The following is a 22,028-nucleotide window of genomic DNA, read 5'->3' on the forward strand; positions in this document are numbered from 1 at the left end:
AACACGCCCTGAGAAGGTTTCAGCCAGCTTCACTGGAAAGATCAGCCAAAGCGAGCAAGGGTAAGACAGAGAGAAGGAAGCCTGCGATCAAGGATGCTCCGATGAACACACCACGACATGATGGTCATGATATGCCCCCCACGGCCCTTTATTCCCCAGCTCCTGAACTGTGGATCGCCGACGGAGGCACCGTTTCCTTCTATAGCTTGCCCTTTCCCACCCGCATGGTTGTGATACGACTGAGTGATAACCGACTATGGCTGCATAGTCCTATTGCACTCAGTGAGCCTCTTCGGCAGCAGATCGATGAACTGGGAGATGTCACTTGGCTGATTGCTCCCAATCACCTTCATCATCTCTTTCTCGATCAGTGGTTGGAAGCCTATCCTCACGCCCGCTGCTTCGGTACCGAACAGGTGATTCGCAAACGCCATGATCTTCATTTCGACGGCTCACTCGGCAATGAGCCAGACCTGGAGTGGAAACAGGATATCGGTCAGTTGCTGTTCACCGGCTCTCCACTAATGACAGAGGCCATTTTCTTCCACCATGCGTCACATTCACTCATTGTCACAGACTTGATCGAAAACTTCCCACCACAAAGCCTGACTCCGCTGAAACGCTTTCTGGCCAAGAAAGCTGGCGTCGTTGCACCCAATGGCAGCATGCCGCTGGATTGGCGACTCAGCTTCATGTTTCACAAGGCTGAAGCCCACAAACACCTGCAGCGCATTCTGGACTGGCAGCCTGAACGCCTGATCATGGCGCATGGCGAGATGGTTACCTCTCAGGCACGAATGTTCTTACAGCGCGCGTTTAGATGGCTCAACCAAGGCGAACACTGAAGTACCACAAGCATACATTGCCTGGTTTCCAGACCACCTTACTGCGGGTGTAAAAGAGGCTCTATACCTGGAGCATCAAAATGGAGCGCAGCCCCGAAGCTGAAAGCCACATCCGCGCGGAAGTGAGCCGTCTGTGACAGCTCCACTACCTACAATAGTGAGCTATAACAGTGAGCTACAATAGTGAGCAAGGCGACAAGGATGCTGGCAAATAGCACCTAGAAGACAAAGGAAACCACATCGGCAAGGACAGCGACAATATCCATCTACCATTCAGCGTTAAAGCCAGAAAGCCTGCCATTGGCTTGACAAGGTCAGCTCAAAACAACCTCTTTTGTGCAGTACCAAGCCCCGAACAATGAAATGAAGCGCCCTCTATTTGTTGGTCAGCCAGAGGTTTTCGCATTCTTACTGTATAAGAAATTATGCCAAAAAAACTCACTATCCCAATTTCACATACCTTCCTGAAGTGAGTTGATTCAAGCCTGAGCTTAACGTAATGAGATAGCAAAACTATCCGTCATGACGTTACCTTCATGATGCTGAGTATTATCTGAATTTTACCCTCACGGATATATAGGAAAAGTACCACAGCTCGATCAGAAACCTCCTACATCCCACAAAGAGATTTTCCATTGATACCAATCAAAATATTTGTCAAAGTGCCTGAACAAAAATCAAATAAATATAAAAATCATAACAATATTATTTTATAGAACCACCGAATTTATAGAGCTAGAGAACTCATAGAACTATCGAATTCATAGAACTATCGAATTTATAGAACTAGCGCATTAAACAAGAATGCAAAATTTTTTATAACATAATTTATTAATTTTCGACACAAATTAACAACCATCAAAAATATATACTTGAAAGATTTTTTCCAATATCTTTCACCGAGGACCGGGAAATGATGAATAACACTAAAAATACCAACAATGGAATTGTCACTCTTCTAGCTGGAATTGGCTTGGTCGCAGTTGCCAGTACAGCATTGGCAACAGACAAGGCGAACAGCGCAGGTGTAGAGGAACGTGCAAAAGCTCAGTTCGTGGATGATATGACAGCTAAATTGCCAGAAGGATATCGTGGCTGGGTCCATGTTGGCACTTTCTTCAAGGAGCCTGGCTCCAAGAGCATTCTGGATGGCAGCACTATCGAGGGCGCTTCCTTCGCCCATACTTATGTCGAGCCATCTGCCTTGGCTGCATACAAGGAATCTGGAAAATGGCCTGACGGCACTCAATTTGTCAAAGAGTTTGCTGTTTCTAGCCTTGATGACGGAAGCTGCGATAAAAAAACAGGCCTCTGCTCCACTGAACATGGCGTAGGCATCTTTGAAAACTATTACCTCGGACTCGCCTATATGGTGAAAGATGCTGAGCGCTTCCCTGATGCTGCAGGAAACTGGGGGTATTTTGGCTTCGGCCCCGCTGAAGAAAAGGGAGGAGCTTATCCTGAGACTGCTGAGCTACGCTCCGTCGAAAATTGTGCCGGTTGCCATATTGCCCATGTGGCAGACAAGGATTATGTCTTCAGCGACCTGCATATAGGACTTCAGTAAAGAAGTTGTAATGGCTGGTATGAATATCAGCTTAAAACTCAGCACAGCCTTCCCGATGAAATAGCTGGACACGTCACCACATGCCCAAGATATGCGGTGGCGCCCTACCCCGTACGGCTTTCGTACACAACTGGAGAAGTCGAAGTCAATGAAACTCAAGACAATGAAAAAAACCATGGCATTCACTGCCGCCATCGTAGGTAGTATTGCACTGGGTGGCACCCAGGCATTGGCCAGTCACCATTTTGAGACCACTCTCGTACAACAGAAGCCAGCACTTAATCAGCTGGATAATTACGTTTTTGCTTCGGAACGTCCTGACCATACCGTCTTCATCATGAACGTCAGCTCGACGCCGAAGGAAGGCGATGATGGTATTTTCGCCTCTGAGGCGCTGTACAACATCCACGTATCCAGTGATGACAAGTTCGAGACAGGGCATACTTTCAGCCTTCAGTTTGACGGCGACAAGTACACTCTATACTCATCAGATACCCCGAATGGCCCTGTAGGTGAAGTGGGTTCCAAGGTTGGCGAAGGTGTCGTAGGTGAAAAGGCTGAACTGTCCGATGGTATTCAAGTGTGGGCCGGTGTTGCAAAAGACCCCTTCTACGGCAACTCACCCAGCCTGCACCTGCTGCGCGCCCAGCTGAACAGTGGTCAGCCCTATGATCCCGCAATCTGGTCACAGTCCGGGGGCAAGAGCATCTTCGTTGGCCGTAAATCTGCCGCCATTGTGCTGGATGTTCCTAACTCCATGTTGAGCTCTACAGTGCGCACCTTCATGACTACAGATGTCAAGCAGGATGACGACACCTGGCAGCAGATCCAGTATTCTGCCAACCCGTTGTTCTCGCACATCATGCTGTTTGAAAATGAGGCACTGAAAGAAGCCTATAACCATACCCGTCCGGACATGCAGGATGACATCAAGCCGATCGCTGCGGCTCGTATCTCCCGTGCAGCGACACTGGCCAAATCTCAAGATGACCCCATCAAATATGGCAATGAGGTTGCCGACCAGCTGGTGCCGGATGTGCTTACCTACAAGACTGGTACCAAGGCAACTTATTCCGCCACTGAGCGTAATGGTCGCCCGCTGGATGATGATGCCATGAGCGTTGTATTGACAATGCTGCTCGGCACGGAGACGGACCAGAAGATTCCCAATCCAAAGCTTTATACAGCGACTTTTCCCTACGTCATTCCTACTACGCTGGATTGATATTTCAGCTATTCCAAGAAGCGCCTGAAATTGAGGAACACGGCTCTTCTTGGAAGCAGGTTTATATGACGCCACACCATAGCGGTGGACATTCTTGCCCACCGCTATTTGTTTGATGTTTCACCTTTCTTTCAAGGGGTGAAGTCTTGTACTCGTCACTGATTCCCCATATGTCACTACGCGCCTTGTTACGCTATCCGGGTCGCCTGTTTGCACGCTCGTCTCGGCCAAGACAACTTGCAGGTAGCTTGATCCTCATACTGTTTACGCCAATAGTGCAGGCCCATGAGTTCTGGCTGGTACCTCATGACGGGGTTACCACAACAAGCGAGAAAGTTGCCTTCGAACTACGTATTGGCCCCACCTGGCCTGGAGTTCAAACGCCACGACAAGCCGACTTGATTCGCTGGTTCAAGGCTCAGGATGCATTGGGAACCAGAGATATTCCTGGCCGGGAAGGATCGCTTGTCATAGGCCACCTGAACGCCCGTGAACCCGGAGCCACCGTCGTGGCCATGCGTACCCGAGGTGTATCGATTGACCTGCCTGCCTCGGAATTCAACCAGTACCTGCAGGAAGAAGGTCTGACTAATATCCTGGATCTTCGTCGTAAATTCGGCCTGATGGAAGCTCCAAGCCGTGAAAGCTTCTCACGCTGTGCCAAGAGCATCGTCTTCGTCGATGGGCAAAGCCAAGGCTTTGATCATAAAATGGATCTGCCTCTGGAGCTCATTCCGCGCAGCGATCCCTTGAACCTCCATACTGGAAGCCCTCTCAAGCTCCAACTGCTGTTCAACGACGAGCCCCTTCCCGGCACGCTGGTCAAAGCACAACTCAAGGCTGACCCAGTTATCGAGCTGACAGCTATCTCTGACAGCCAGGGTTACGTCAACTTCACACTGCCAGACTCTGGGCTGTGGTTGTTCAACGCCGTACATATGGAGCCGAGTGCCGAGTTAGAGACTGACTGGGAAAGCCTGTGGGCCTCTTTGACAATGGAGCTCTCGCTTTCTTCTGTCCAGAACTCCCCCTCCAAGGACTCAGTACCCCAGGACAACAGCACTCATTAAGCCTTCTCTCCAAACCAATGTCGTCTGATCAAACAGATACACCCCTTATCGAACAGTTGTAAAAAGGCAACCAAGATGCTTTCTCGAAGTTCGCGTCACCGGCCTGTGTGGCAATGGCCGCTTTTCATGTTCCTCATCACTCTTTTCGGCGTGCTGACCAGTACAGCAGCTGAAGCCCACACTGGAGGCTCACAAGGCTGGCTGCATCCGCTCACGGGAATGGATCATCTATTGGCGATGATCGCCGTTGGTGCCTGGAGCAGCCAGATGGGAGGCCGGGCGATCTGGATCGTCCCCAGCGCCTTTGTCGCCTGTATGCTATTAGGCGGCTTGCTGGGTTTCGAACTGATAGAACTACCGGGAGTTGAAATCGGCATATCGCTGTCAGTCATCTTGCTTGGCCTGGCCATCGGCTTGGAAAGAACCTTTCCGGTTGCCATCGCGGCCCTTGGCGTAGGGATCTTCGGCATTTTCCATGGTTATGCGCATGGTTATGAAATGCCGGTCATGGACAACAAACTGGCTTATACATCCGGCTTCCTGGCCACTACCGCCAGCTTGCATGTATTTGGGGCCATTAGTGCCCTACTGCTACTCAAGTTGGCGCACGGACGTATTGTGCTACGTATCCTGGGTTTTGTTTGCGCGCTTCTCGGTATCTACTTGATGTTCCAACTGTAGATCTGCATCGAGTGGGCTAAGTCATTGAATCACTACAGCCCACTCGAGCCTTGCCTCGGCCTTTGCCACCATCGGTTTCTTCCGGCTTTCCTTTTCATCCAGTCCCCTTCTTCGCCCTATCAGGCCTGCTTCCTGGACGACTCTCATCTCCTCTTCATGTCAGTTCTTCATATCGTCTATTCATAGCAGCGACTAACTAGTGGCAGCCAAAGACATATACTGGATTCATCAGTGTGTTTCATGTCAGACGAGACCCGGATGGATTCAACCATTACCTCTGCATCGCAGGCGCTTGCCGCCGGCAATCCTCTTGATGCCATGAACCTGGTCGCCTTGCGTGACGATGCGCCAGCACTTGCCTTGCGTGGAATTGCGATGGCCCAGATTGGTGATCTGGTGCGAGCCAAGTCACTCCTGCGCGATGCCGTGCGAGCCTTTGGCCCTCAAGACAGGGTGGCACAAGCCAGGTGCATCGTGGCAGAAACAGAAATCGCTCTCGCCACACGAGACCTGGGCTGGTCAGCCAAACGGCTCGATGCTGCACGGAAAACACTGGAAACCCATCATGATCATGCCAATGCCGCGCTTGCACGGCATATCGAACTGAGGCGTCAACTCCTGCTCGGGAAGCTCGATCATGTTGAACAGACACTCTCCGAGATCGATACCACGCCTTATCCACCTGCACTGAAGGCCTCTCATGAACTGGTTATTGCCAGCACCAGGATTCGCCGCCTGCAGACACAGTCTGCCCGTCAGGCGCTTGTTCGCGCAGCCAGGTACGCTCGCCAGTCTGGTATTCCTGGCCTGATGGCCGAGATCGAAGATGCTGCTCTTGTTCTGAATACGCCAGCGGCACGCCTGATCACCTCCGGCAGAGAGCGGCTGGTGCTACTCGAAGAGGTTGAAGCTCTGCTGGCCTCCAGGTCTCTCGTCATCGATGCCTGCCGTTATGACGTGCGCCTTGGAGACACTACCATTTCACTTGCCCGACGCCCGCTGCTGTTCACTCTCATTCGAATCCTGAGTGAAGCCTGGCCCAACGATATTTCTCGAGACATGTTGATCGAGCAGGCCTTCCGAACAAAGTACGCCGATGATACTCATCGCGTGCGCCTACGCGTCGAAATTGGGCGCCTGCGCAAGCTGTTGAAAGAGCTGCTGGACATAGAGGCCACACCACGGGGTTTTGTGCTGCTGCCAGGTCAGGCACAAGAGGTCGCCGTTCTGGCCAGGCCTATCGAGGAAAGGCATGGCTCATTGCTCGCCCTGCTGGCGGATGGCCAAGCCTGGTCAAGCTCGGCCTTGGCAGCAGCGCTTGGCGCCAGCCAACGCACCGTACAGAGAACGCTCGACACTCTGGTAACAACGGGAAAAGTGCAATCCTTCGGACATGGCCGGACACGTCGCTGGTTGCTGCCCTCCATCCCGACATTCACGACAACCTTGTTACTCCCGACTCCGCTTCCTGGCGACTAGCCTACAGACATCGTCCATCGCCAAAGAGGATTACCTCATGAAACGATCAGTTGCCAACATCATCCGCGAATACGGCCCTTTCCCGAATGTGGAGGCCATACACGGCGTCACCTACGATGGTCAGCGCATCTGGTTCGGGGTCGGACAGCAGTTGAATGCACTGGACCCGGGGAATGGGCAACCCGTGCGATCTCTCAATGTCGTCGCCGACGCCGGTACTGCCTTTGATGGCCAGTACCTGTACCAGATCAGCGGAGATCACATCCAGAAAGTCGACCCACATGATGGCAATATCATCGCGACCATCCCGACACCCAGTGCCGAGAACTCCGGCCTTGCATGGGGAGAAGGCTCACTCTGGGTTGGCCAGTATCGGAATCGCAAGATCCATCAGATCGATCCTGAGACGGGTGAAGTGCTGCGTACCCTGGAATCCAATCGCTGTGTCACTGGCGTGACCTGGAATGGCACAGAGCTGTGGCATGGCACCTGGGAAAATGACGAAAGCGAGCTTCGCCATGTCAACCCGGATACAGGGGAAGTCCTGGAAACCATTGAGATGCCAAGTGGTACCGGAGTGTCGGGGCTGGAGTCCGACGGCAACGGCCAGTTCTTTTGTGGTGGAGGTGGGAGCGGGAAATTGAGAACTGTCCGCCGCTCCTGAATGAGTGGGTAGAAGTCCTCACCAAGCAAAGAGCCATCTCCAAAGCAAAGAGCCCTCGCAGTCTGCTGGCAGTCTGCGAGGGCTCTTTGTATTTCTCAGTTCGCTTATCTTCTCAGGCGCTTGCTGCTCAGGTTTCTTACTTCTCAGGCTTCTTACTTCCCAGGTTTCTTCCGAGGTCGCTTCCCAAGTTGTATCACACGGAATAGAAGGCACGATACCAGTCGACGAAGTGTTGCACGCCGTCTTCTACCGTCACTTCGGGACGATAGCCAGTGGCCTCGAACAGCGCTTCGGTATCCGCCCAGGTGCGCGGAACATCGCCAGCCTGCATCGGCTTGAAATTACAGATGGCCTCGCGGCCCGTCGCTTTCTCGATGGCACGGATGAAGTCCATCAATGACACTGGGCTGCCATGACCAATATTGAACAATGCATAAGGCGCGGTGCGAGTGTCGGTGGTGACTTCGTCTGTGCCACGCGGCTTGGGCACCACATCCAGCACTCTGACAACGCCCTCGACGATATCATCGATATAGGTGAAATCCCGCGACATGTCGCCATGGTTATACACATCCAGCGGCTTGCCTCCGAACACTGCCCTGGTGAACTTGAACAGTGCCATGTCCGGCCTGCCCCAAGGACCATATACGGTAAAGAAACGCAGTCCCGTAGTCGGCAAGTCATAAAGGTGCGAATAGGTATGCGCCATCAGCTCGTTGGCTTTCTTGGTCGCCGCATACAGGCTGATGGGATGATCGACATTGTCGTCGGTGGAGAAAGGTATTTTCTCGTTGGCCCCATAGACAGAGCTCGAAGACGCGTAGACCAGGTGTTCCACCTTTGAATGGCGACAGCCTTCCAGCACATTCATATGGCCAACAAGGTTCGCATCCACATAGGCGTTGGGGTTCTCCAGCGAATAGCGCACCCCAGCCTGAGCTGCCAGATGAATGACCCGGTCAAAGGATTCTCGCTCGAAAAGCGCCGCCATGGCATCACGATCCGCCAGGTCCATGCGTTCGAAGCGGACATCCGGGCAATCTGCCAGGTTCTCCAGCCGCGCCTGCTTGAGAGACACATCGTAGTAGTCGTTCAGGTTGTCGATGCCTACGATCTCATGCCCCTGCCCAGACAGGCGGCGTGCCACAGCATGGCCAATAAAACCCGCCATACCGGTGATCAACAGTTTCATACAAAATCCTTGCAGGACATGGCCCTTGCCAACGATGGTCTATTGTAGCGCGCCAGCTTCATCAACTCTAAGCGCATCACCACGATCAATGCGTTATCACGGTCAATGCATTTCCCCATTGCCCGCTTTTGGCTTGATTGCCAGTTCAAAAGCCATTAACCGAATAGCGGTTTGGTGCTCAATTTCCTACCCTACTCTTTCCTTCCCTGCCCACAGCCTAGCTATGATAGGCTTGCGCGGTCACATTAATACCCTATAGCAAGGAGCTGCTCGTGAACCATCAGCGTATCGCCTTCGTCATCGAAGACCTGTACGGCGGCGGCGCCCAGAAGTCGCTCCTCTACACGGCTGATCAGCTCCGCCAGCGCGGCCATGCCGTCAAGGTATTCACGCTACGTGACCGGGTCGAACATCGCCTGCCGGAAGGCCTGGAAATCGAGAATCTCGCGGTAGTGACCCCCTTCACCAAGGCCACTTCCACAGTGCTGACCGAAAAGTGGCAAGCGCGCAAGATCAAGAAGGCGCTGGATGCCTGGAAGCCTGAAGTGGTGATTTCCTGCTCCTGCGACAAGATCACCCGTCACCTGGACCTGCCCAACCTGTATTTCTGGATCAAGTCTGATGTGTCGGCCAAGTTCAGCGATCCTGCCCAACGGGAAAAGGCCTTTGCCAAGGTGAGGCGCTTCTATACCGGCCGCAAGGTGATTGCCGTATCCCAGGGGGTCAAGGAAAACCTCGAGAAGGTGGTCGGCCTCAAGGCCGAAACCATCATCCCTATTTACAACCCCTACGAAAGAGAGCCTTTTGAGGCCATGGCAGCAGAGCCACTGATCCTGCCAGATGGGGTTGAGGAAGGCCGCTACTTCCTGAGTGTCGCAGCACTGGAACCACGCAAGCGCCAGGACCGCCTGCTGCGTGCCTACCGTCGTGCAGTGGATGAGCACGGCCTCTCCTTTCCTTTACTGATCATGGGCAAGGGCAAGGCAGAGAACGAGGCCAAGGTGGCCAGTCTGGTAAAGGAGCTCAAGCTGGAAGACCGTGTGCACTTGCTGGGTTATCACCATAACCCATATCCCTATATCCGCGCGGCCACTGCCATGGTGTTGACCTCCGAAGCCGAAGGCCTGCCACGTGTATTGATTGAGGCACTGCTGCTGCATACCCCGGTGATCAGCGTGGACTGCCCCAGTGGTCCCAAGGAAATTCTCACCCAGGAATTGGAAGACTTCCTGCTCGAACCGGATGACGAGTCCGGGCTAGCTGCAGCACTGGCGCGCATGGAGGCTAATCCCGTCACCATTGAACCTCGCCACTACCAGCAGTTCCTGCGTGAGAACGTTCTACCGCATTTCGAGGCTTTGAATTTATAAGCATCGTATTTCGGGACATTGCAGTAGAGGCGAACCATGAAGTTGCTTGATATCCCTTTCAACGACCGTCGCCGGCGTTATCTGGTGTTCCATCCCAGGAATCTGCCGGAGCGCCTGGCCCTGGCCAGCACCACCACGACGCAAGCCTTCGAAGCAGTAGGCTCAAGCCGTTTCTACACGTCCCAGGACGGCAAGATTCTGGCCAAGGTCGTGCCGGACAAGTTCTCCAAACGCCAACATCCCTTGCAGTGGCTGACCCGCGACTATCTTGAGAAGCGCTGGTTCGCTCAGTCAGATGCACGCAAGGAGTACCTGAGCATGCGCATCCTGCACCGCACGGGTCTCAGGACGCCTCGCTTCCACGGCTGGGGCTTGAGCCTCAATCCCGTCAACCGCAATGCATCGTTATTGCTGATGGAGCGTATTGAACACGCCCAGATGGGAGGGGACCGGTTCAAGGAAATGGACGAGCCCTGCCGCGAGCGACTACTGGATCGGGTCGCCGATGAGGTCCTGATGTTGGCCAGAGCCGGCTACCTGCATCGAGATCTTCACCTCAACAATCTTCTGGTGACACCAGATAACGAGCTGATCTGGGTCGATGCCCATCTGCGCAAGATGCCCAACGGCTCATCCAGGCAATGGCCCGCCTTGCTTGCCACTCTGTCGCCAACCAAGCTCTACGGCGAACCGTATCGCCAAAGAGTGGAAACACGGCTTAAAAAGCAATGGAGCCGCATATAGCGGCTCCATTGAGGCAACATGTCAACGCTTGCGTGCGTGATGATCAGGTATCATCGGGTTTTACTAGCTCCATATAACGTTCCACTACTCTCTCTATACGTAGATGATCGCAGACGTTCTCAGGAATGATGGGGGGCTGCTCCGCCACCTTGCGGATGGCACTGGCAAATGCCGCCGTATCATTCAACGGCACCAGATATTCAGGAAAGTCCTGCAGAATTTCCGCGGGTCCGCAGGGGCAGTCGACACTCACCACAGGCGTTCCCAATGCCAGTGCTTCAGGCAATACCAGCGGGAACCCTTCATAATCCGAACTCAGCAACTGTGCTGTCGCCCGCCGCATATAGGCGTATGGATTATCGCGATGTCCCAGAAACTGTACTTGGCCCGTCAGCCCTCTTTCCTTGGCCATGGCCTCCACCTCGGCCTGTCCGTTACCACCACCGACGAGAAGCAGCGGCAGGGAAACGCCACTGGTTTGGTAGGCATCGAACAGCCGATCAAAACGCTTCTGACGTACATCCATCCGCCCGACATACAGCAGATATTCCGCCGGAACATCATTGACAGGTGCCTGCCCCAGCTCCCTGATGCGATCAATATCCAGAGGGTTGTGTATTGCGACTCCCGGTTGGGGGCGAATACCGAAGTAGAAACACAGGCGCTCCAGCATACCGCGCGAAACAGTCACGACCTTCCGCCCGTCATATAGCGACTTGACCTTGCGCTGCTTCAACCAGCGCCCCACGCCTCGCTTGTTGCCAAGAAATCCCGTAACAGGATCCGCATGCAGGCAGTACCATGCATCACCGGCCAGCCGAGTGCGCGACACGACCTGATGTGCGTGATGCAGGTGCGCCAGCACCAGGTCGAAACGCATGCCCTGCTCTTCCAACCACTGGTCCAGGCGCCGGGCATGCAGCGCGTAACGCTGCCAGCGTTCATGAGTACCTTCAGCCTTGAAAGGCAGTTGCACCACATCGACATCTGCCGTGAAGGTATAGCGCTGGCGATCACTCAGAATCACCAGCGTCACGGCCACTTCTGCCCGCTGCATCCCCAGGATAAGGTCCCTGACGACGACAGGTGCTCCACCAGTATCCAGGTGATCAACGACAAACAGCACATTCGCGGCAACATTTCGCGCAGATGAAGTAGCAACACGGGACGGCATGGATATCCCTTCTCCAGATCGAATCTCAGAGCGCTATGATGCCAGAAAGGCAGCGGCAACGCGCTCAGGACGGAAATCCTCCAGCCATTCGTCACGAATCGGCGGTTTTTCACCTGTTGATGCGCATTGCATCGCCTCCGCCAAGGCCGCTTCGTCGCGGGGCACAATACAGGATTCCAGCTCACCCTTGAGCACCTGACGCACTCCCCCGGGACAGTCAACTGACAGCACCGGCGTGCCACAGGTTAATGCTTCAAACAGCACAATCCCCATTCCCTCGAAGCGCGAACTCAACACGAACAGTCGTGCATGTCGCATCCAGGGATAAGGATTCGGCTGATTGCCCGCAAAAATGACGCGGGAAGCAATGCCAAGTTCCAAGGCCTGCGCCTGTAGTGCATCCCTCTCCTGGCCATCCCCCACCAGAACCAAGGGCAATGTCAGCCCGCTGCGGGCATAGGCATCAAGCAAAAATGCCTGGTCCTTGGCCGGCACTAACCTGGCAACATTGACGATATAAGGTTGCTGAGGAAGATCAGGAGGTACTTCCTGCATCTGACGTCGGATGACATCCATGGGGCATGGGTTGGGAATCACTTCCAGCCCACTGGGCTCAAAGTGCCAAAGTGCCATGGCATCTCTGGCACTCTGGGCTACGCCTTCAGATACTGCTACCAGATGGCGCCGGTGATAAAGCAAGCGGGCAAAAAGCTGGCGACGACGCGACGAATGGTGAAGGTGGAAGATGTTCTCCAATACATAGCGCGCCCGAGAATCACGAAAGGTCCATGTCAGTTCAAACGTTCCCGTCCCCCGAAATACAATGCAGTCCACCCGACCGTGCTCACGCTCGAAGCGCTTGAGCCAACGGCGAAAGACCACTCCCCCCATGATACCGGTCCCCAGAAACAGGGCTCTGCCCAATAATGGGTTGAGTACCAGGCGAGCAGCCAGTTCCAGCAGATAGCCTACCCCTGTCATGCGCGCTCGTTTCATCAGCGGCAGAAAGTGGACATGCACATCCTCCCGATTCGGCTCCAGTGCCTGGCCTTCCTGGCGGAAGCAGACAAGATGACTGTCATGGCCGGATGCAGCAAACGCATCCGCCAGGTTGACAGCAACGCGCTGCATTCCGCCCATGGTCAAAGCACGCACAACAACCAGTGTTCTCAAACTTTCCATTCTCCTTTCCTACGCTGCAACATATGCCCCTGCCAGGCAGCGTCACGTCCCTCACCTCTTGGTATACTTCTACCTAGGTATAAGCACAGGGCACAACTCGCATGGCATGCATGATAAAGCACAGCCCGAGAACAGGGCTATGACAGACCATAAACGCTTCCTGCTGGTCTTGCGCCGCATGGGCACCGGCGGCATTGAACAAGCAACTCGCACACTTGCCTGCGCATTGGCCAAGGCTGGCCACGATGTTCATCTTCTCGTGATGAAGGGTGGTATGTGCCAGGAAGAAATGCCCGCTCAAGTCACCGTCCATTGCCTCGATGTCGATCGCATCAGCCGACGTGGCTGGGGCTTGGTCATGCATGTGGCCGAGCGCCTGGTGCTCAGCCCTCTTGTCAAAGGATCTGGATTCATCTGGCGAAGCAAACGCTGCAGCAAGGCCTTTGCCCATTTTGTCCATGCATTGGAGCAACAGTATGGACATCTGGACCTGATACTCATCCGTGGTCAGGGGGCCTTTGAGAGCCTCGGGAAATTCAACGATCTGCGCGCCTGGCGCGTAGTGGAATCCGTCACCGGCCGCTTCCCGCCCAACCGCAGGGGACGCTGGCTGACACGAGCGCTATATCAGGACAAGCAAGTCTTGTGTGTCTCCCAGGGTGTGCAGCATGCACTCCTTGAATACCTTCATGGCCAGAATGTTACCTTGAGCAGAAGCGAGGTGCTCTACAATGCAGTGCCCGTGGAGCACATCCAGCAGCAGGCCCTGCAACCCGCCACTCCCTCCTTCGAGCAACCTTATCTCGTGCATGTTGGTCGGCTGGTACCCGTCAAGAACCAGCGCCGCCTGCTGCATGCTTACCAGATAGCTGTCGAGCATGGTCTGGAGCATGATCTCTTGATCATCGGTGATGGTTCAGAGCGCGCCGAACTAGAGATGTTGAGCGAAGCACTCGGGCTGAACCACAAGGTGCACTTTCTGGGTAGCCAAGCCAATCCCTACCCGTGGGTAAAGCAGGCTGATGCCTTCGTACTGAGCTCCAATTTCGAAGGCCTGGGCCTTGTCCTGATCGAGGCACTTGCCTTGGGAACCCCTTGTGTCGCCTGTGACGTTCCCGGCGGCATTCGAGAAATATTGATTGGGGAACAGCATCGCCTGTTGGCCGCTCCCGATGAGCAAGCGCTGGCAGAAAAGATGCTAGAGGCTGTCTCGCACCCGCTACCGGTACAGGAAGCCTGGGTTGCACCATTCACCGAAGCCATCATCATCCGGCAATTATTGGAACTCACTTCCCTTGCCATGGACATGGAGACACCGCATGCCCACCCGGCGTGATCATTCCCTGCCCCTCGCCCCCGATCTTACACTTCCCGCCAGGCTTGATGGCCAAGGCCTTCTGCATGTCGACGCCGTGCAGGGTGAAGGCTTCTCCATTGGTGCGACCACCTGGCTTCTGGAAGTGACATACCACGCCGGGGGACGCTGGAAGTTGCCTGGCGTAACCACAGTAGAAAACGGCCAGATTCGCTTCACGCAATACTTTGAGTGCAATGAAAGTGGCAAGCGCTTGCTCAACCTGAGCGGCATTCAATCCTTCGATGGCATCGAACTACGCAAGGCGCACTGCACACTCGACCAGGGGATGCGCCTGCTGGGCTTCAAGCGCCCACCGCTGGAGGATGGGCCATTGATGATCATCGCGCCTCATCCAGACGATGCTGAACTGGCAGCCTTCGGCCTGTATCAGCATTACGCAAAGAACACCTGGGTTGTGACCCTGACCGCAGGCGAAACCCTCAAGCGCCTGGACAAACAGTACCTTCCCCAACTGGATGACGACCTGGCCAGCGCCTGTCGTCGCAAAGGGCATATCCGCGCCTGGAACAGCGCCACGACTCCTCTACTGGCAGGGGTACCTGTAGAGCAGCTCGTCATGCTGGGGTATTTCAATGACACCCTGAGTGCCATGCTGGCCGAGCCGGACAAGGAGATTCCCTCACATGGAGCTTCCGGCATATCCGTCAGTGATTTCCGGCGCTGGAATCACACGTCCCTTGCCAGTGATCAGTCCCCCACCATCAACTGCGGCAAGAGCTTGTTAGCCGACCTGACCGCCTTGCTCGATGACATTCGCCCGACCACTCTCGTCGTCACTCATCCGGATATCGATCCGCACAAGGATCACCAGGCCGCGGCCAGCTGGCTGGCACAGGCCATGGTCCAGAGCCAGCATCAGCCACAACGTGTATTGCTGTATGCCAACCATCTGAAAGGCGTTCGAGGATTTCCGCGCGGCCCTGTCTTTGCCGCTGCCGGCATATGGCCGATTGCTGCCGATAGGCAAGGCCCACTCTCCTCACGGATATTCAGTGAACCACTTGATACTGAAACCATCCGCGAAAAAGCCGTTGCCATGGATAGCATGCATGACCTCCGCGCACGCACTCATCTCGACAAGGCTATCAAGCAATGGTTGGCATGGCGCCTGAGCGGCCTGCCAAAATCCGCCCGGGCAAGCTTCGGTGAGCACGATTACTTCAGGACCCACTTGAAGGCTCAGGAGAATTTTACAGAGGTAACAGCGGAACAGTTTATGGCACACCTCAACTAGCCCATAAATCATGCCTGTCGCTAGGTAGAGTTACCCCTCCCTGGACACAACTTTACCTAGCCCTTCCGTAAGTCACGCTTAATCCATATCGTTATCCAAGTTACCCTAGGCACAGACATCTCATTGATATTATTAATATTTTTATCTATCTGTTAGTCCCTGTTAAATCAAGTTTCATTTCTCAAAAAATGGAAAGCGTACACTCATGGAAGATATACAGACTTTTTTCAACTCAGTTGGCCAAGGATATGGCGCCGGAAGAGTAATTATTGATGATGTATTTTGTCAGTATAATATCCACGACTTGTCAAAGCCCCTCGTATATACATTTTCCAACATGGGGCAAGTCACAACATTAGAGAATGCAACAGATAAAGACTATTCTGCCTGGGGATATAGCTTTATCAACAAACAAGGGTTGAATGTCATTGCTTTCTCATGCCTGGAAAAGCCCAGCTGGTTTCGCAGTGACATTTTCCATGACTTTATCGTCCAGCTTTCAGCGCTGACAGGCAATTACGTAGAACGCCTGGGTTATGGAGGTAGCATGGGGGGCTATGCTGTAGCAGCATTCGCCAACCAGCTGCAGATGGACAGGATTCTTGTCATGAATCCAATATCAACCTTGAATGAAGAACTTGCCCCATTCGAGACACGCTTCAAGCCCCACAGAAGAAGATATAACTGGAGCAACTCATTTCATGATGGGGCAACCGCATCCGTTCCTGGATACATCATATATGACCCATTGTTTGAGCTAGATAAGAAGCATGCCACAAGATTCGATACATTGTGCCACTTGAAGCTTCCTGGAGTGGGCCATGGAATTCCTCGTCACTTACATAATATAGGAAGTCTCAAATGGATAGTACAAAGATTTATCCGGGGCGCTATCAATGAGCATAAATTCTATACTCGGGCAAGGAAGCGTAGAAACTATCCAGGATACTACAACTGGATGCTGTCAAAACAAAATATACATCTTACCAATAAAAGGCGGCATATCATCATGCTGCACAAGAAAGCTAATAGAATCATCTCTGGAATTTCAAGAGAAATTCCTCATGAGGAGATAAAAAGAATCATTCATGCAGCAGAAAGAATCTCTCATGAGATGCCAGAAGAGTCTTTAAACCTATTCAGCATAGTCAACAAGATAAAACCAAATGATCCTTTGGTAAAAAGAAGAATCGCGCAAGTCAAAGCCAAATCAATACCTTCACGATAATCATCCTGGCCGCCTCTCAAGAGGCGGCCAGGTCCTGGGACCAGCCGCGCGTCCTATGCTTGGCGAATACTCCGCCAGTAATGTGTTACCAGGCCACCTACGATGATGTTGTGAACAAAAACTCCCGTCCAGAAGGAATCATAGGATTCGAACTGGTTCAGTACTATCCAGTAGACAAAGAAAGCTGCACCGAATAGTGCCATGTCCGTTGGCATGACTCCTGCCCGCCAGGCTCTCCAGGTAGCCCAACCAATCCAGGCGGCCAAGGTAGCGATGACCAGCACGCCAATCAGACCGTAGGCGACCCAGATTTCAAGAAAATAATTGTGCAGATGGCCATAATTCTGCTTGACGAAATCCGGCAACCAGGGGGTATGTTCAATCACCAGGCCGCGCCCTTCCCCACCCCAGCCGACAAGTGGGCGTTCAGCAATCCATTCCGTTGCTGCAATCCAGGTATGAATACGAATGCCGATGCTGCTGTAAGGTACGTCCTGAATCTCGCCAGCTGCCAACTGGGCAATGACATCTGCCTCCTTGGCAACTCGCTCCACGAGCAGGTCCTGTGCCAACCATATACCCGCAAGTGCAAGAATTCCGACGACCAGCAGACTCAAGCTCAACGCCTTGATAGCGACCTTGCCTGACTGCTGGCGGGCCAGGTACACCAGCCATAGCATCAGCACAAAACCAAGAGATAGAACCAACCCCAGCCAGACAGCACGTGTCTGGCCGATGAGCACCCCGCACAATGCAATGACAACCAACAGCCCCCAGCCAGCACGGCTCAGCCAGCTCCATACGGATCGATAGCGCAACCAGCGGGGAGCAAATACCACGAGGCCGAGCAACACCACACCAAACAACATCGCCCCGTGCTGCTCATTACGCACCCCGAAGCCAGCTCGCTGCCCATGAAAACCTGCCCACCATTCCTGCAAGGCACCATCATGGGTAAAGGTGGAAAGCACGAAACCTACTACGGCCAACCCCCATACCCATAATGTCAGGCGTGTACTACCCGCCAGCCACCAGGCAACGGCAACAAAGATGAATAGCTTGGCCAAACGGTCTATCTGCGGGTTATCCGCCACCCATTCAGGATGATGTAAATAGCCAAGCCCCCATGACAGACACTGCACCAGGATCGCCGCCAACAGCAGCCACAATGCCCCCGAACCCCGTATGCCCTTGCCATACCAGAGCAGCGTGCCAAGCCCCAGTAGAGCCGTCAGCGATTCAGCCTTTCCCCCCACATCCCGCATCAGGAACTGCAGTGCAACAAAAAGCACCAGCGACAACATTCCCAAGCCCCGCAACCACAAGGGGGGATAGCTGAATGGCAAAGTATCAGGGAAGACAGTGTGCTTGAACGACGTCTGCATGAAAGGCTACCGACCTGAAGTTGTCAGAAACAAAGAAGGACCCATGAGGTGCAGCTGAGCAGCCGCACACAAAAATAGCCCGGTGAAGGGCATCTATGCCTCTCCAAACCGAGCTATCAACATGGCGCAATGCACCAGGAATGTAAATGCTTGTTGGCCAAGCAGTTCCGGAAAAGCGCTAGCCCTCGAAGCCATCAGGATTCTGCGATTGCCAACGCCAGGTATCAGCAATCATCTCATCCAGGCTGAACTCTGCTGTCCAGCCAAGTTCCTGCTGCGCTTTGGTCGCATCAGCCCAGAATGCAGGTAGGTCTCCGTCACGACGAGGAGCAAACCGATAAGGAATGGCCACGTCAGTGACACGCTGGAAGCTCTCGACCATCTCCAACACGGAAAAGCCAGTACCTGTGCCCAGGTTGTAGATATGCACGCCTGGTTGCTCAAGCTTGTCCAGAGACTTCAGGTGGCCCTTGGCCAGATCCACTACGTGCAGGTAATCGCGTACACAGGTGCCATCTTCGGTAGGGTAATCATCACCGAAGATGGACAACTCCTTCAGGCGCCCTACTGCTACCTGAGCGATAAATGGCATCAGGTTGTTAGGGATGCCTCGCGGATCCTCGCCAATCTGTCCGGAAGGATGTGCACCAATCGGGTTGAAATAGCGCAGCAAGGCAACCGACCAGCGATCATCGGCAACGCATAGATCTTCCAGCACTTTTTCGACCATAGCCTTGGAGGTGCCATAGGGGTTGGAAGTCGACCCGCGAGACATGCTCTCAAGATACGGCACCGGCGCTTCTGCCCCATATACCGTCGCCGAAGAACTGAACACCAGGCGAAAAACACCCGCCGACGCCATGGCCTGGCACAACGTCAGGGTGCCATAGACATTATTCTCGTAGTATTCCAATGGCTTGCCGACACTTTCGCCGACGGCCTTCAAGCCGGCGAAATGAATGACCGACGCAATCTCATGGTTCGCAAACACCTTGTCCAGGCAGCTACGATCTCGAATATCGCCTTCAACAAAATCGACCTTCTTACCCGTGATCGTTTCGACTCGCTCCAGGGACTTGGCACTACCGTTGCAGAGATTGTCCAGCACCACCACATCATGACCTGACTCAAGCAGCTCGACCACCGTGTGGGAGCCAATATATCCGGCACCGCCGGTTACCAGTACTTTCATGATCAACACCTAAAATTCAACGGGCATGCGGGTGAAAGAAACCATGCCACAACGTCATCACGATGATCTTCAGATCCAGCCATAACGACCAGTTCTCGATATACCAAAGATCGCATTCAATACGTTTGGAAAGATCCGTATCACCTCTCCATCCCTGCACTTGTGCCCAGCCCGTAATGCCGGCATTCATCATATGCTTCTGCATATAGCCGGGAATCTTTTCCTTGAACTCATCGACAAAAACCGTGCGCTCGGGGCGTGGGCCGACAATCGACATTTCCCCTTTCAAGACATTGATGAGCTGTGGAAGTTCATCCAGGCTCGAGCGTCTCAGCCAACCGCCAATCAAGGTTGTCTGCTTGTTGGACGCCTGTCCCCATTCCACACCCTTTGCCTCCACATTCGTAGGCATCGTGCGGAACTTGAGCATCTTGAACGATTTACCATTCCAGCCCATGCGTTCCTGGCGATAAAACACCGGGCCTCGGGATGTCAGCTTTACGGCAAGGGCCACCAGCAACATGATGGGGGACAATGCCAACAAAATCAGTGCCGAAAGCACTCTGTCCTCTACCGCCTTCAGCCAGCGGGAAGTCCCGCTCATCGGGCTGCAGCTCATATCCAATAGATAAAGCCCGGCGACGCTGGAAAGGTCATGATTCAAGAGCCGCAGCCCCTGAACGTCCGGCATGTAGCGGATATCCTTGGTGCAATGCTTCAGTGTTTCCAGCACCTTTTCAACGACTGACCCCCTGGAAATCGGCAAGCATATCCAGACTTCATCTGCGTCAGGCTGCCCGTCTTTTTCCGTATCAAACGCCTGACAATCAGCAATATCCAGGGCATCACAGCCCGAGGCATCCATCAGGCGGGCACCTATGATATCGAAGCCAGTGGAAGGCTGCTCTTTCACCTTTTGAACCGCGAAGGCACAAGACTCCAGATCACCAATCATCATGACCGTCTTGCGATTGTGCCCTTGGCTTCGAATACGGTTAAGAACAGGGTAGGCAACCGCTCGGATGCCAACGCTGATGGCAAAGGCATTTGTTAGCCATATTCCCAGCCATGCTCGGGAAAAGCGGACACCAGTCTTGGTGAAATACAGGTAGGTAAAGATGGCAGCCCCAAGAATAGCGAAACAACGCGCTATACGGACCACCAGCTCGACACGCACGGCGCCACGCCATGATCGATAGACACCACTGTTGCGAAAGATGATCATGCCCAGTAAAGCCCCGGACAACATCATCCAGTGGTAACGCTCAATCATGTTATCCAGCGTACCGAAGCGCATGAAATAGGCCAGATATCCACCTGCAATCAGTGCCACCACATCCGTGACACGGGCCGCCATATGTGAATAAGGGATAAACCCTGAAATTGTTTTGATACGCGCCATGGATCAGGAAAACCGGCTGATGATTTCATCGTGTGGACGGGAAAAATTGCGCTTTACAGCATCCCGTATCGCGAGACCACAAAGAGACAGATATCGTCGCTTGTCGTCATAGTGTCTGGCAGCGAGCAACCAGCTACCTATCTTGACGGGAACCACCAGAGGGAACCACCAGCCAGCGGCGATACGATACATCTCCAGGCCATTGCGATAAGTGTAGTAGGCTTTCCAGAGTGGTTGATACGTGACGACCTTACCAGAAAAGGTTGAGCAGTCATGTACGAAGCGAACTCCTGGAAGGAACTGGTGCCGGCAACCATGCTTCCTGAGACTTAACGTGTAGATGATGTCATCTCCATAGATGAACAGCTCTCCTCGAGGAAGGCCGACTCGACGCACAGCGTCTGCCCGCACAAAACACCCCACAAAAGAAGAAGAGTCGATCTCTACAGAAGACTGGTTCGTATAGCTCTCATCCGGTAGATGAAAACCTTGTCGAGCACGTCCTGCCAGCACTCCAAAGATCGTGCGGCACAACAGCTTGGCATGCCAGAAGGGATTCCAGCTAGGCCGATTCATCTCGCAGATGCTTCCATCGGGGTAATATACCGCCGCTGCCGCACTATCAACACCACTGAGATCCTGCTGGAGAAATGTCGCAAAAGCCCCCTCTTCAGGACGTGCGTCATCATCGAAACACACGAGCCAATCCGGTGAGAAGGCATCCAATGCCTCGCGGAAGCCAAGCTCGAAACCACCCGCTCCCCCAAGATTGTGCTCAGGGGTAAGCACGCGTATGCGAGGATCCTGCAGGCCAGCCAGCCATTCACGACTGCCATCGGTGGAACCATTATCCACCACGACAACTCCGATCACAGGCTCGGCCAATACCGAAGCGACACCCTTCTTGAGCTGTTCGAAACGGTTGAAGGAAACAATGACGGCCGCCAGGCCAAGATGAGCAACTGGCTGCTCAGGCTGTTGATGGGTATTCAGATGATTAGTCATTAAAACTCATT

19 protein-coding genes are annotated in these 22,028 nt (G+C 53.7%); 12 read left to right on the plus strand and 7 right to left on the minus strand.

Annotation, left to right across the window (positions count from 1 at the left end):
• Positions 1-101 precede the first annotated feature (101 nt).
• From E4T21_RS11860 to E4T21_RS11890, 7 genes are all read left to right on the plus strand, one after another.
• Positions 102-845 (plus strand): DUF4336 domain-containing protein, encoded by a 744-nt coding sequence (locus E4T21_RS11860; protein WP_240349118.1) that lies wholly within the window; start codon positions 102-104, stop codon positions 843-845.
• Positions 846-1,758: 913 nt separating this feature from the next.
• Positions 1,759-2,412, plus strand: coding sequence for a cytochrome P460 family protein (locus tag E4T21_RS11865; RefSeq protein ID WP_149285166.1), 654 nt, complete (start codon positions 1,759-1,761; stop codon positions 2,410-2,412).
• Positions 2,413-2,560: 148 nt separating this feature from the next.
• Entirely contained in the window at positions 2,561-3,637 is a 1,077-nt protein-coding gene (locus tag E4T21_RS11870; RefSeq protein WP_187774984.1) for a DUF4331 family protein, read from the plus strand.
• Positions 3,638-3,783: 146 nt separating this feature from the next.
• On the plus strand, positions 3,784-4,707 hold the full coding sequence (locus E4T21_RS11875) for a DUF4198 domain-containing protein (RefSeq protein ID WP_149285168.1): 924 nt from the start codon (positions 3,784-3,786) through the stop codon (positions 4,705-4,707).
• A gap of 126 nt (positions 4,708-4,833) precedes the next feature.
• Positions 4,834-5,388: a HupE/UreJ family protein gene (locus tag E4T21_RS11880; RefSeq protein ID WP_187774985.1), complete on the plus strand. Its 555-nt coding sequence runs from the start codon at positions 4,834-4,836 to the stop codon at positions 5,386-5,388.
• Positions 5,389-5,646: 258 nt separating this feature from the next.
• Positions 5,647-6,867, plus strand: a complete 1,221-nt coding sequence (locus tag E4T21_RS11885; RefSeq protein ID WP_149285170.1) for a helix-turn-helix domain-containing protein — start codon at positions 5,647-5,649, stop codon at positions 6,865-6,867.
• 37 nt (positions 6,868-6,904) lie between these two features.
• Positions 6,905-7,531 carry a Vgb family protein gene (locus tag E4T21_RS11890; RefSeq protein ID WP_149285171.1) on the plus strand — a complete coding sequence of 209 codons (627 nt, stop codon included), beginning with the start codon at positions 6,905-6,907 and terminating at the stop codon, positions 7,529-7,531.
• 193 nt (positions 7,532-7,724) lie between these two features.
• On the opposite strand, the gene E4T21_RS11895 is transcribed toward E4T21_RS11890, so the two are convergent.
• On the minus strand, positions 7,725-8,723 hold the full coding sequence (locus tag E4T21_RS11895) for an NAD-dependent epimerase (protein WP_149285172.1): 999 nt from the start codon (positions 8,721-8,723) through the stop codon (positions 7,725-7,727).
• A 272-nt stretch (positions 8,724-8,995) separates the two neighbouring features.
• Here E4T21_RS11895 and E4T21_RS11900 point away from each other — a divergent pair, with 272 nt between their 5' ends.
• Entirely contained in the window at positions 8,996-10,093 is a 1,098-nt protein-coding gene (locus E4T21_RS11900; RefSeq protein WP_149285173.1) for a glycosyltransferase, read from the plus strand.
• 36 nt (positions 10,094-10,129) lie between these two features.
• Positions 10,130-10,837: a lipopolysaccharide kinase InaA family protein gene (locus E4T21_RS11905; protein ID WP_149285174.1), complete on the plus strand. Its 708-nt coding sequence runs from the start codon at positions 10,130-10,132 to the stop codon at positions 10,835-10,837.
• Between the two features lie 43 nt (positions 10,838-10,880).
• Here E4T21_RS11905 and E4T21_RS11910 read toward each other — a convergent pair whose 3' ends face one another.
• Together E4T21_RS11910 and E4T21_RS11915 are read right to left on the minus strand one after the other, a co-directional pair.
• Positions 10,881-12,011, minus strand: coding sequence for a glycosyltransferase (locus E4T21_RS11910; RefSeq protein ID WP_149285175.1), 1,131 nt, complete (start codon positions 12,009-12,011; stop codon positions 10,881-10,883).
• A 33-nt stretch (positions 12,012-12,044) separates the two neighbouring features.
• A complete protein-coding gene (locus E4T21_RS11915; RefSeq protein WP_149285176.1) occupies positions 12,045-13,193 on the minus strand; it encodes a glycosyltransferase in 1,149 nt (382 codons plus the stop codon).
• Between the two features lie 139 nt (positions 13,194-13,332).
• Here E4T21_RS11915 and E4T21_RS11920 point away from each other — a divergent pair, with 139 nt between their 5' ends.
• The 3 genes from E4T21_RS11920 to E4T21_RS11930 all read left to right on the plus strand — a co-directional run bounded on the left by E4T21_RS11920 (position 13,333) and on the right by E4T21_RS11930 (position 17,033).
• Positions 13,333-14,529 (plus strand): glycosyltransferase, encoded by a 1,197-nt coding sequence (locus tag E4T21_RS11920; protein WP_187774986.1) that lies wholly within the window; start codon positions 13,333-13,335, stop codon positions 14,527-14,529.
• A complete protein-coding gene (locus E4T21_RS11925; protein WP_149285178.1) occupies positions 14,513-15,805 on the plus strand; it encodes a PIG-L deacetylase family protein in 1,293 nt (430 codons plus the stop codon). Before E4T21_RS11920 ends, E4T21_RS11925 begins: the two co-directional genes overlap by 17 nt.
• A gap of 205 nt (positions 15,806-16,010) precedes the next feature.
• A complete protein-coding gene (locus tag E4T21_RS11930) occupies positions 16,011-17,033 on the plus strand; it encodes a hypothetical protein (RefSeq protein ID WP_149285179.1) in 1,023 nt (340 codons plus the stop codon).
• A 53-nt stretch (positions 17,034-17,086) separates the two neighbouring features.
• On the opposite strand, the gene E4T21_RS11935 is transcribed toward E4T21_RS11930, so the two are convergent.
• The 4 genes from E4T21_RS11935 to E4T21_RS11950 form a co-directional block, all read right to left on the minus strand.
• The gene (locus tag E4T21_RS11935; protein ID WP_240349119.1) at positions 17,087-18,418 is read right to left on the minus strand and encodes an O-antigen ligase family protein; all 1,332 of its coding nucleotides are present in this window, start codon (positions 18,416-18,418) and stop codon (positions 17,087-17,089) included.
• 178 nt (positions 18,419-18,596) lie between these two features.
• Positions 18,597-19,610: a UDP-glucose 4-epimerase GalE gene (gene galE, locus E4T21_RS11940; protein ID WP_149285180.1), complete on the minus strand. Its 1,014-nt coding sequence runs from the start codon at positions 19,608-19,610 to the stop codon at positions 18,597-18,599.
• Positions 19,611-19,626: 16 nt separating this feature from the next.
• Complete coding sequence (locus E4T21_RS11945; protein ID WP_149285181.1) at positions 19,627-21,012, minus strand: undecaprenyl-phosphate glucose phosphotransferase; 1,386 nt, start codon at positions 21,010-21,012, stop codon at positions 19,627-19,629.
• A gap of 3 nt (positions 21,013-21,015) precedes the next feature.
• Positions 21,016-22,017, minus strand: a complete 1,002-nt coding sequence (locus E4T21_RS11950; protein ID WP_149285182.1) for a glycosyltransferase — start codon at positions 22,015-22,017, stop codon at positions 21,016-21,018.
• Positions 22,018-22,028 lie beyond the last annotated feature (11 nt).

It is taken from the genome of Halomonas binhaiensis (genome assembly GCF_008329985.2).
GTDB lineage: Bacteria > Pseudomonadota > Gammaproteobacteria > Pseudomonadales > Halomonadaceae > Halomonas > Halomonas binhaiensis.

Bases quoted from the DNA above. Each gene is read 5' to 3' on its own strand.
- E4T21_RS11860 (WP_240349118.1), top strand. From the start codon at position 102: ATGAACACACCACGACATGATGGTCATGATATGCCCCCCACGGCCCTT.
- E4T21_RS11885 (WP_149285170.1), top strand. From the start codon at position 5,647: ATGGATTCAACCATTACCTCTGCATCGCAGGCGCTTGCCGCCGGCAAT.
- galE (WP_149285180.1), bottom strand. From the start codon at position 19,610: ATGAAAGTACTGGTAACCGGCGGTGCCGGATATATTGGCTCCCACACG.
- E4T21_RS11935 (WP_240349119.1), bottom strand. From the start codon at position 18,418: ATGCAGACGTCGTTCAAGCACACTGTCTTCCCTGATACTTTGCCATTC.
- E4T21_RS11895 (WP_149285172.1), bottom strand. From the start codon at position 8,723: ATGAAACTGTTGATCACCGGTATGGCGGGTTTTATTGGCCATGCTGTG.
- E4T21_RS11920 (WP_187774986.1), top strand. From the start codon at position 13,333: ATGACAGACCATAAACGCTTCCTGCTGGTCTTGCGCCGCATGGGCACC.
- E4T21_RS11950 (WP_149285182.1), bottom strand. From the start codon at position 22,017: ATGACTAATCATCTGAATACCCATCAACAGCCTGAGCAGCCAGTTGCT.
- E4T21_RS11865 (WP_149285166.1), top strand. From the start codon at position 1,759: ATGATGAATAACACTAAAAATACCAACAATGGAATTGTCACTCTTCTA.
- E4T21_RS11910 (WP_149285175.1), bottom strand. From the start codon at position 12,011: ATGCCGTCCCGTGTTGCTACTTCATCTGCGCGAAATGTTGCCGCGAAT.
- E4T21_RS11915 (WP_149285176.1), bottom strand. From the start codon at position 13,193: ATGGAAAGTTTGAGAACACTGGTTGTTGTGCGTGCTTTGACCATGGGC.
- E4T21_RS11945 (WP_149285181.1), bottom strand. From the start codon at position 21,012: ATGGCGCGTATCAAAACAATTTCAGGGTTTATCCCTTATTCACATATG.
- E4T21_RS11925 (WP_149285178.1), top strand. From the start codon at position 14,513: ATGCCCACCCGGCGTGATCATTCCCTGCCCCTCGCCCCCGATCTTACA.
- E4T21_RS11880 (WP_187774985.1), top strand. From the start codon at position 4,834: ATGTTCCTCATCACTCTTTTCGGCGTGCTGACCAGTACAGCAGCTGAA.
- E4T21_RS11930 (WP_149285179.1), top strand. From the start codon at position 16,011: ATGGAAGATATACAGACTTTTTTCAACTCAGTTGGCCAAGGATATGGC.
- E4T21_RS11905 (WP_149285174.1), top strand. From the start codon at position 10,130: ATGAAGTTGCTTGATATCCCTTTCAACGACCGTCGCCGGCGTTATCTG.
- E4T21_RS11870 (WP_187774984.1), top strand. From the start codon at position 2,561: ATGAAACTCAAGACAATGAAAAAAACCATGGCATTCACTGCCGCCATC.
- E4T21_RS11890 (WP_149285171.1), top strand. From the start codon at position 6,905: ATGAAACGATCAGTTGCCAACATCATCCGCGAATACGGCCCTTTCCCG.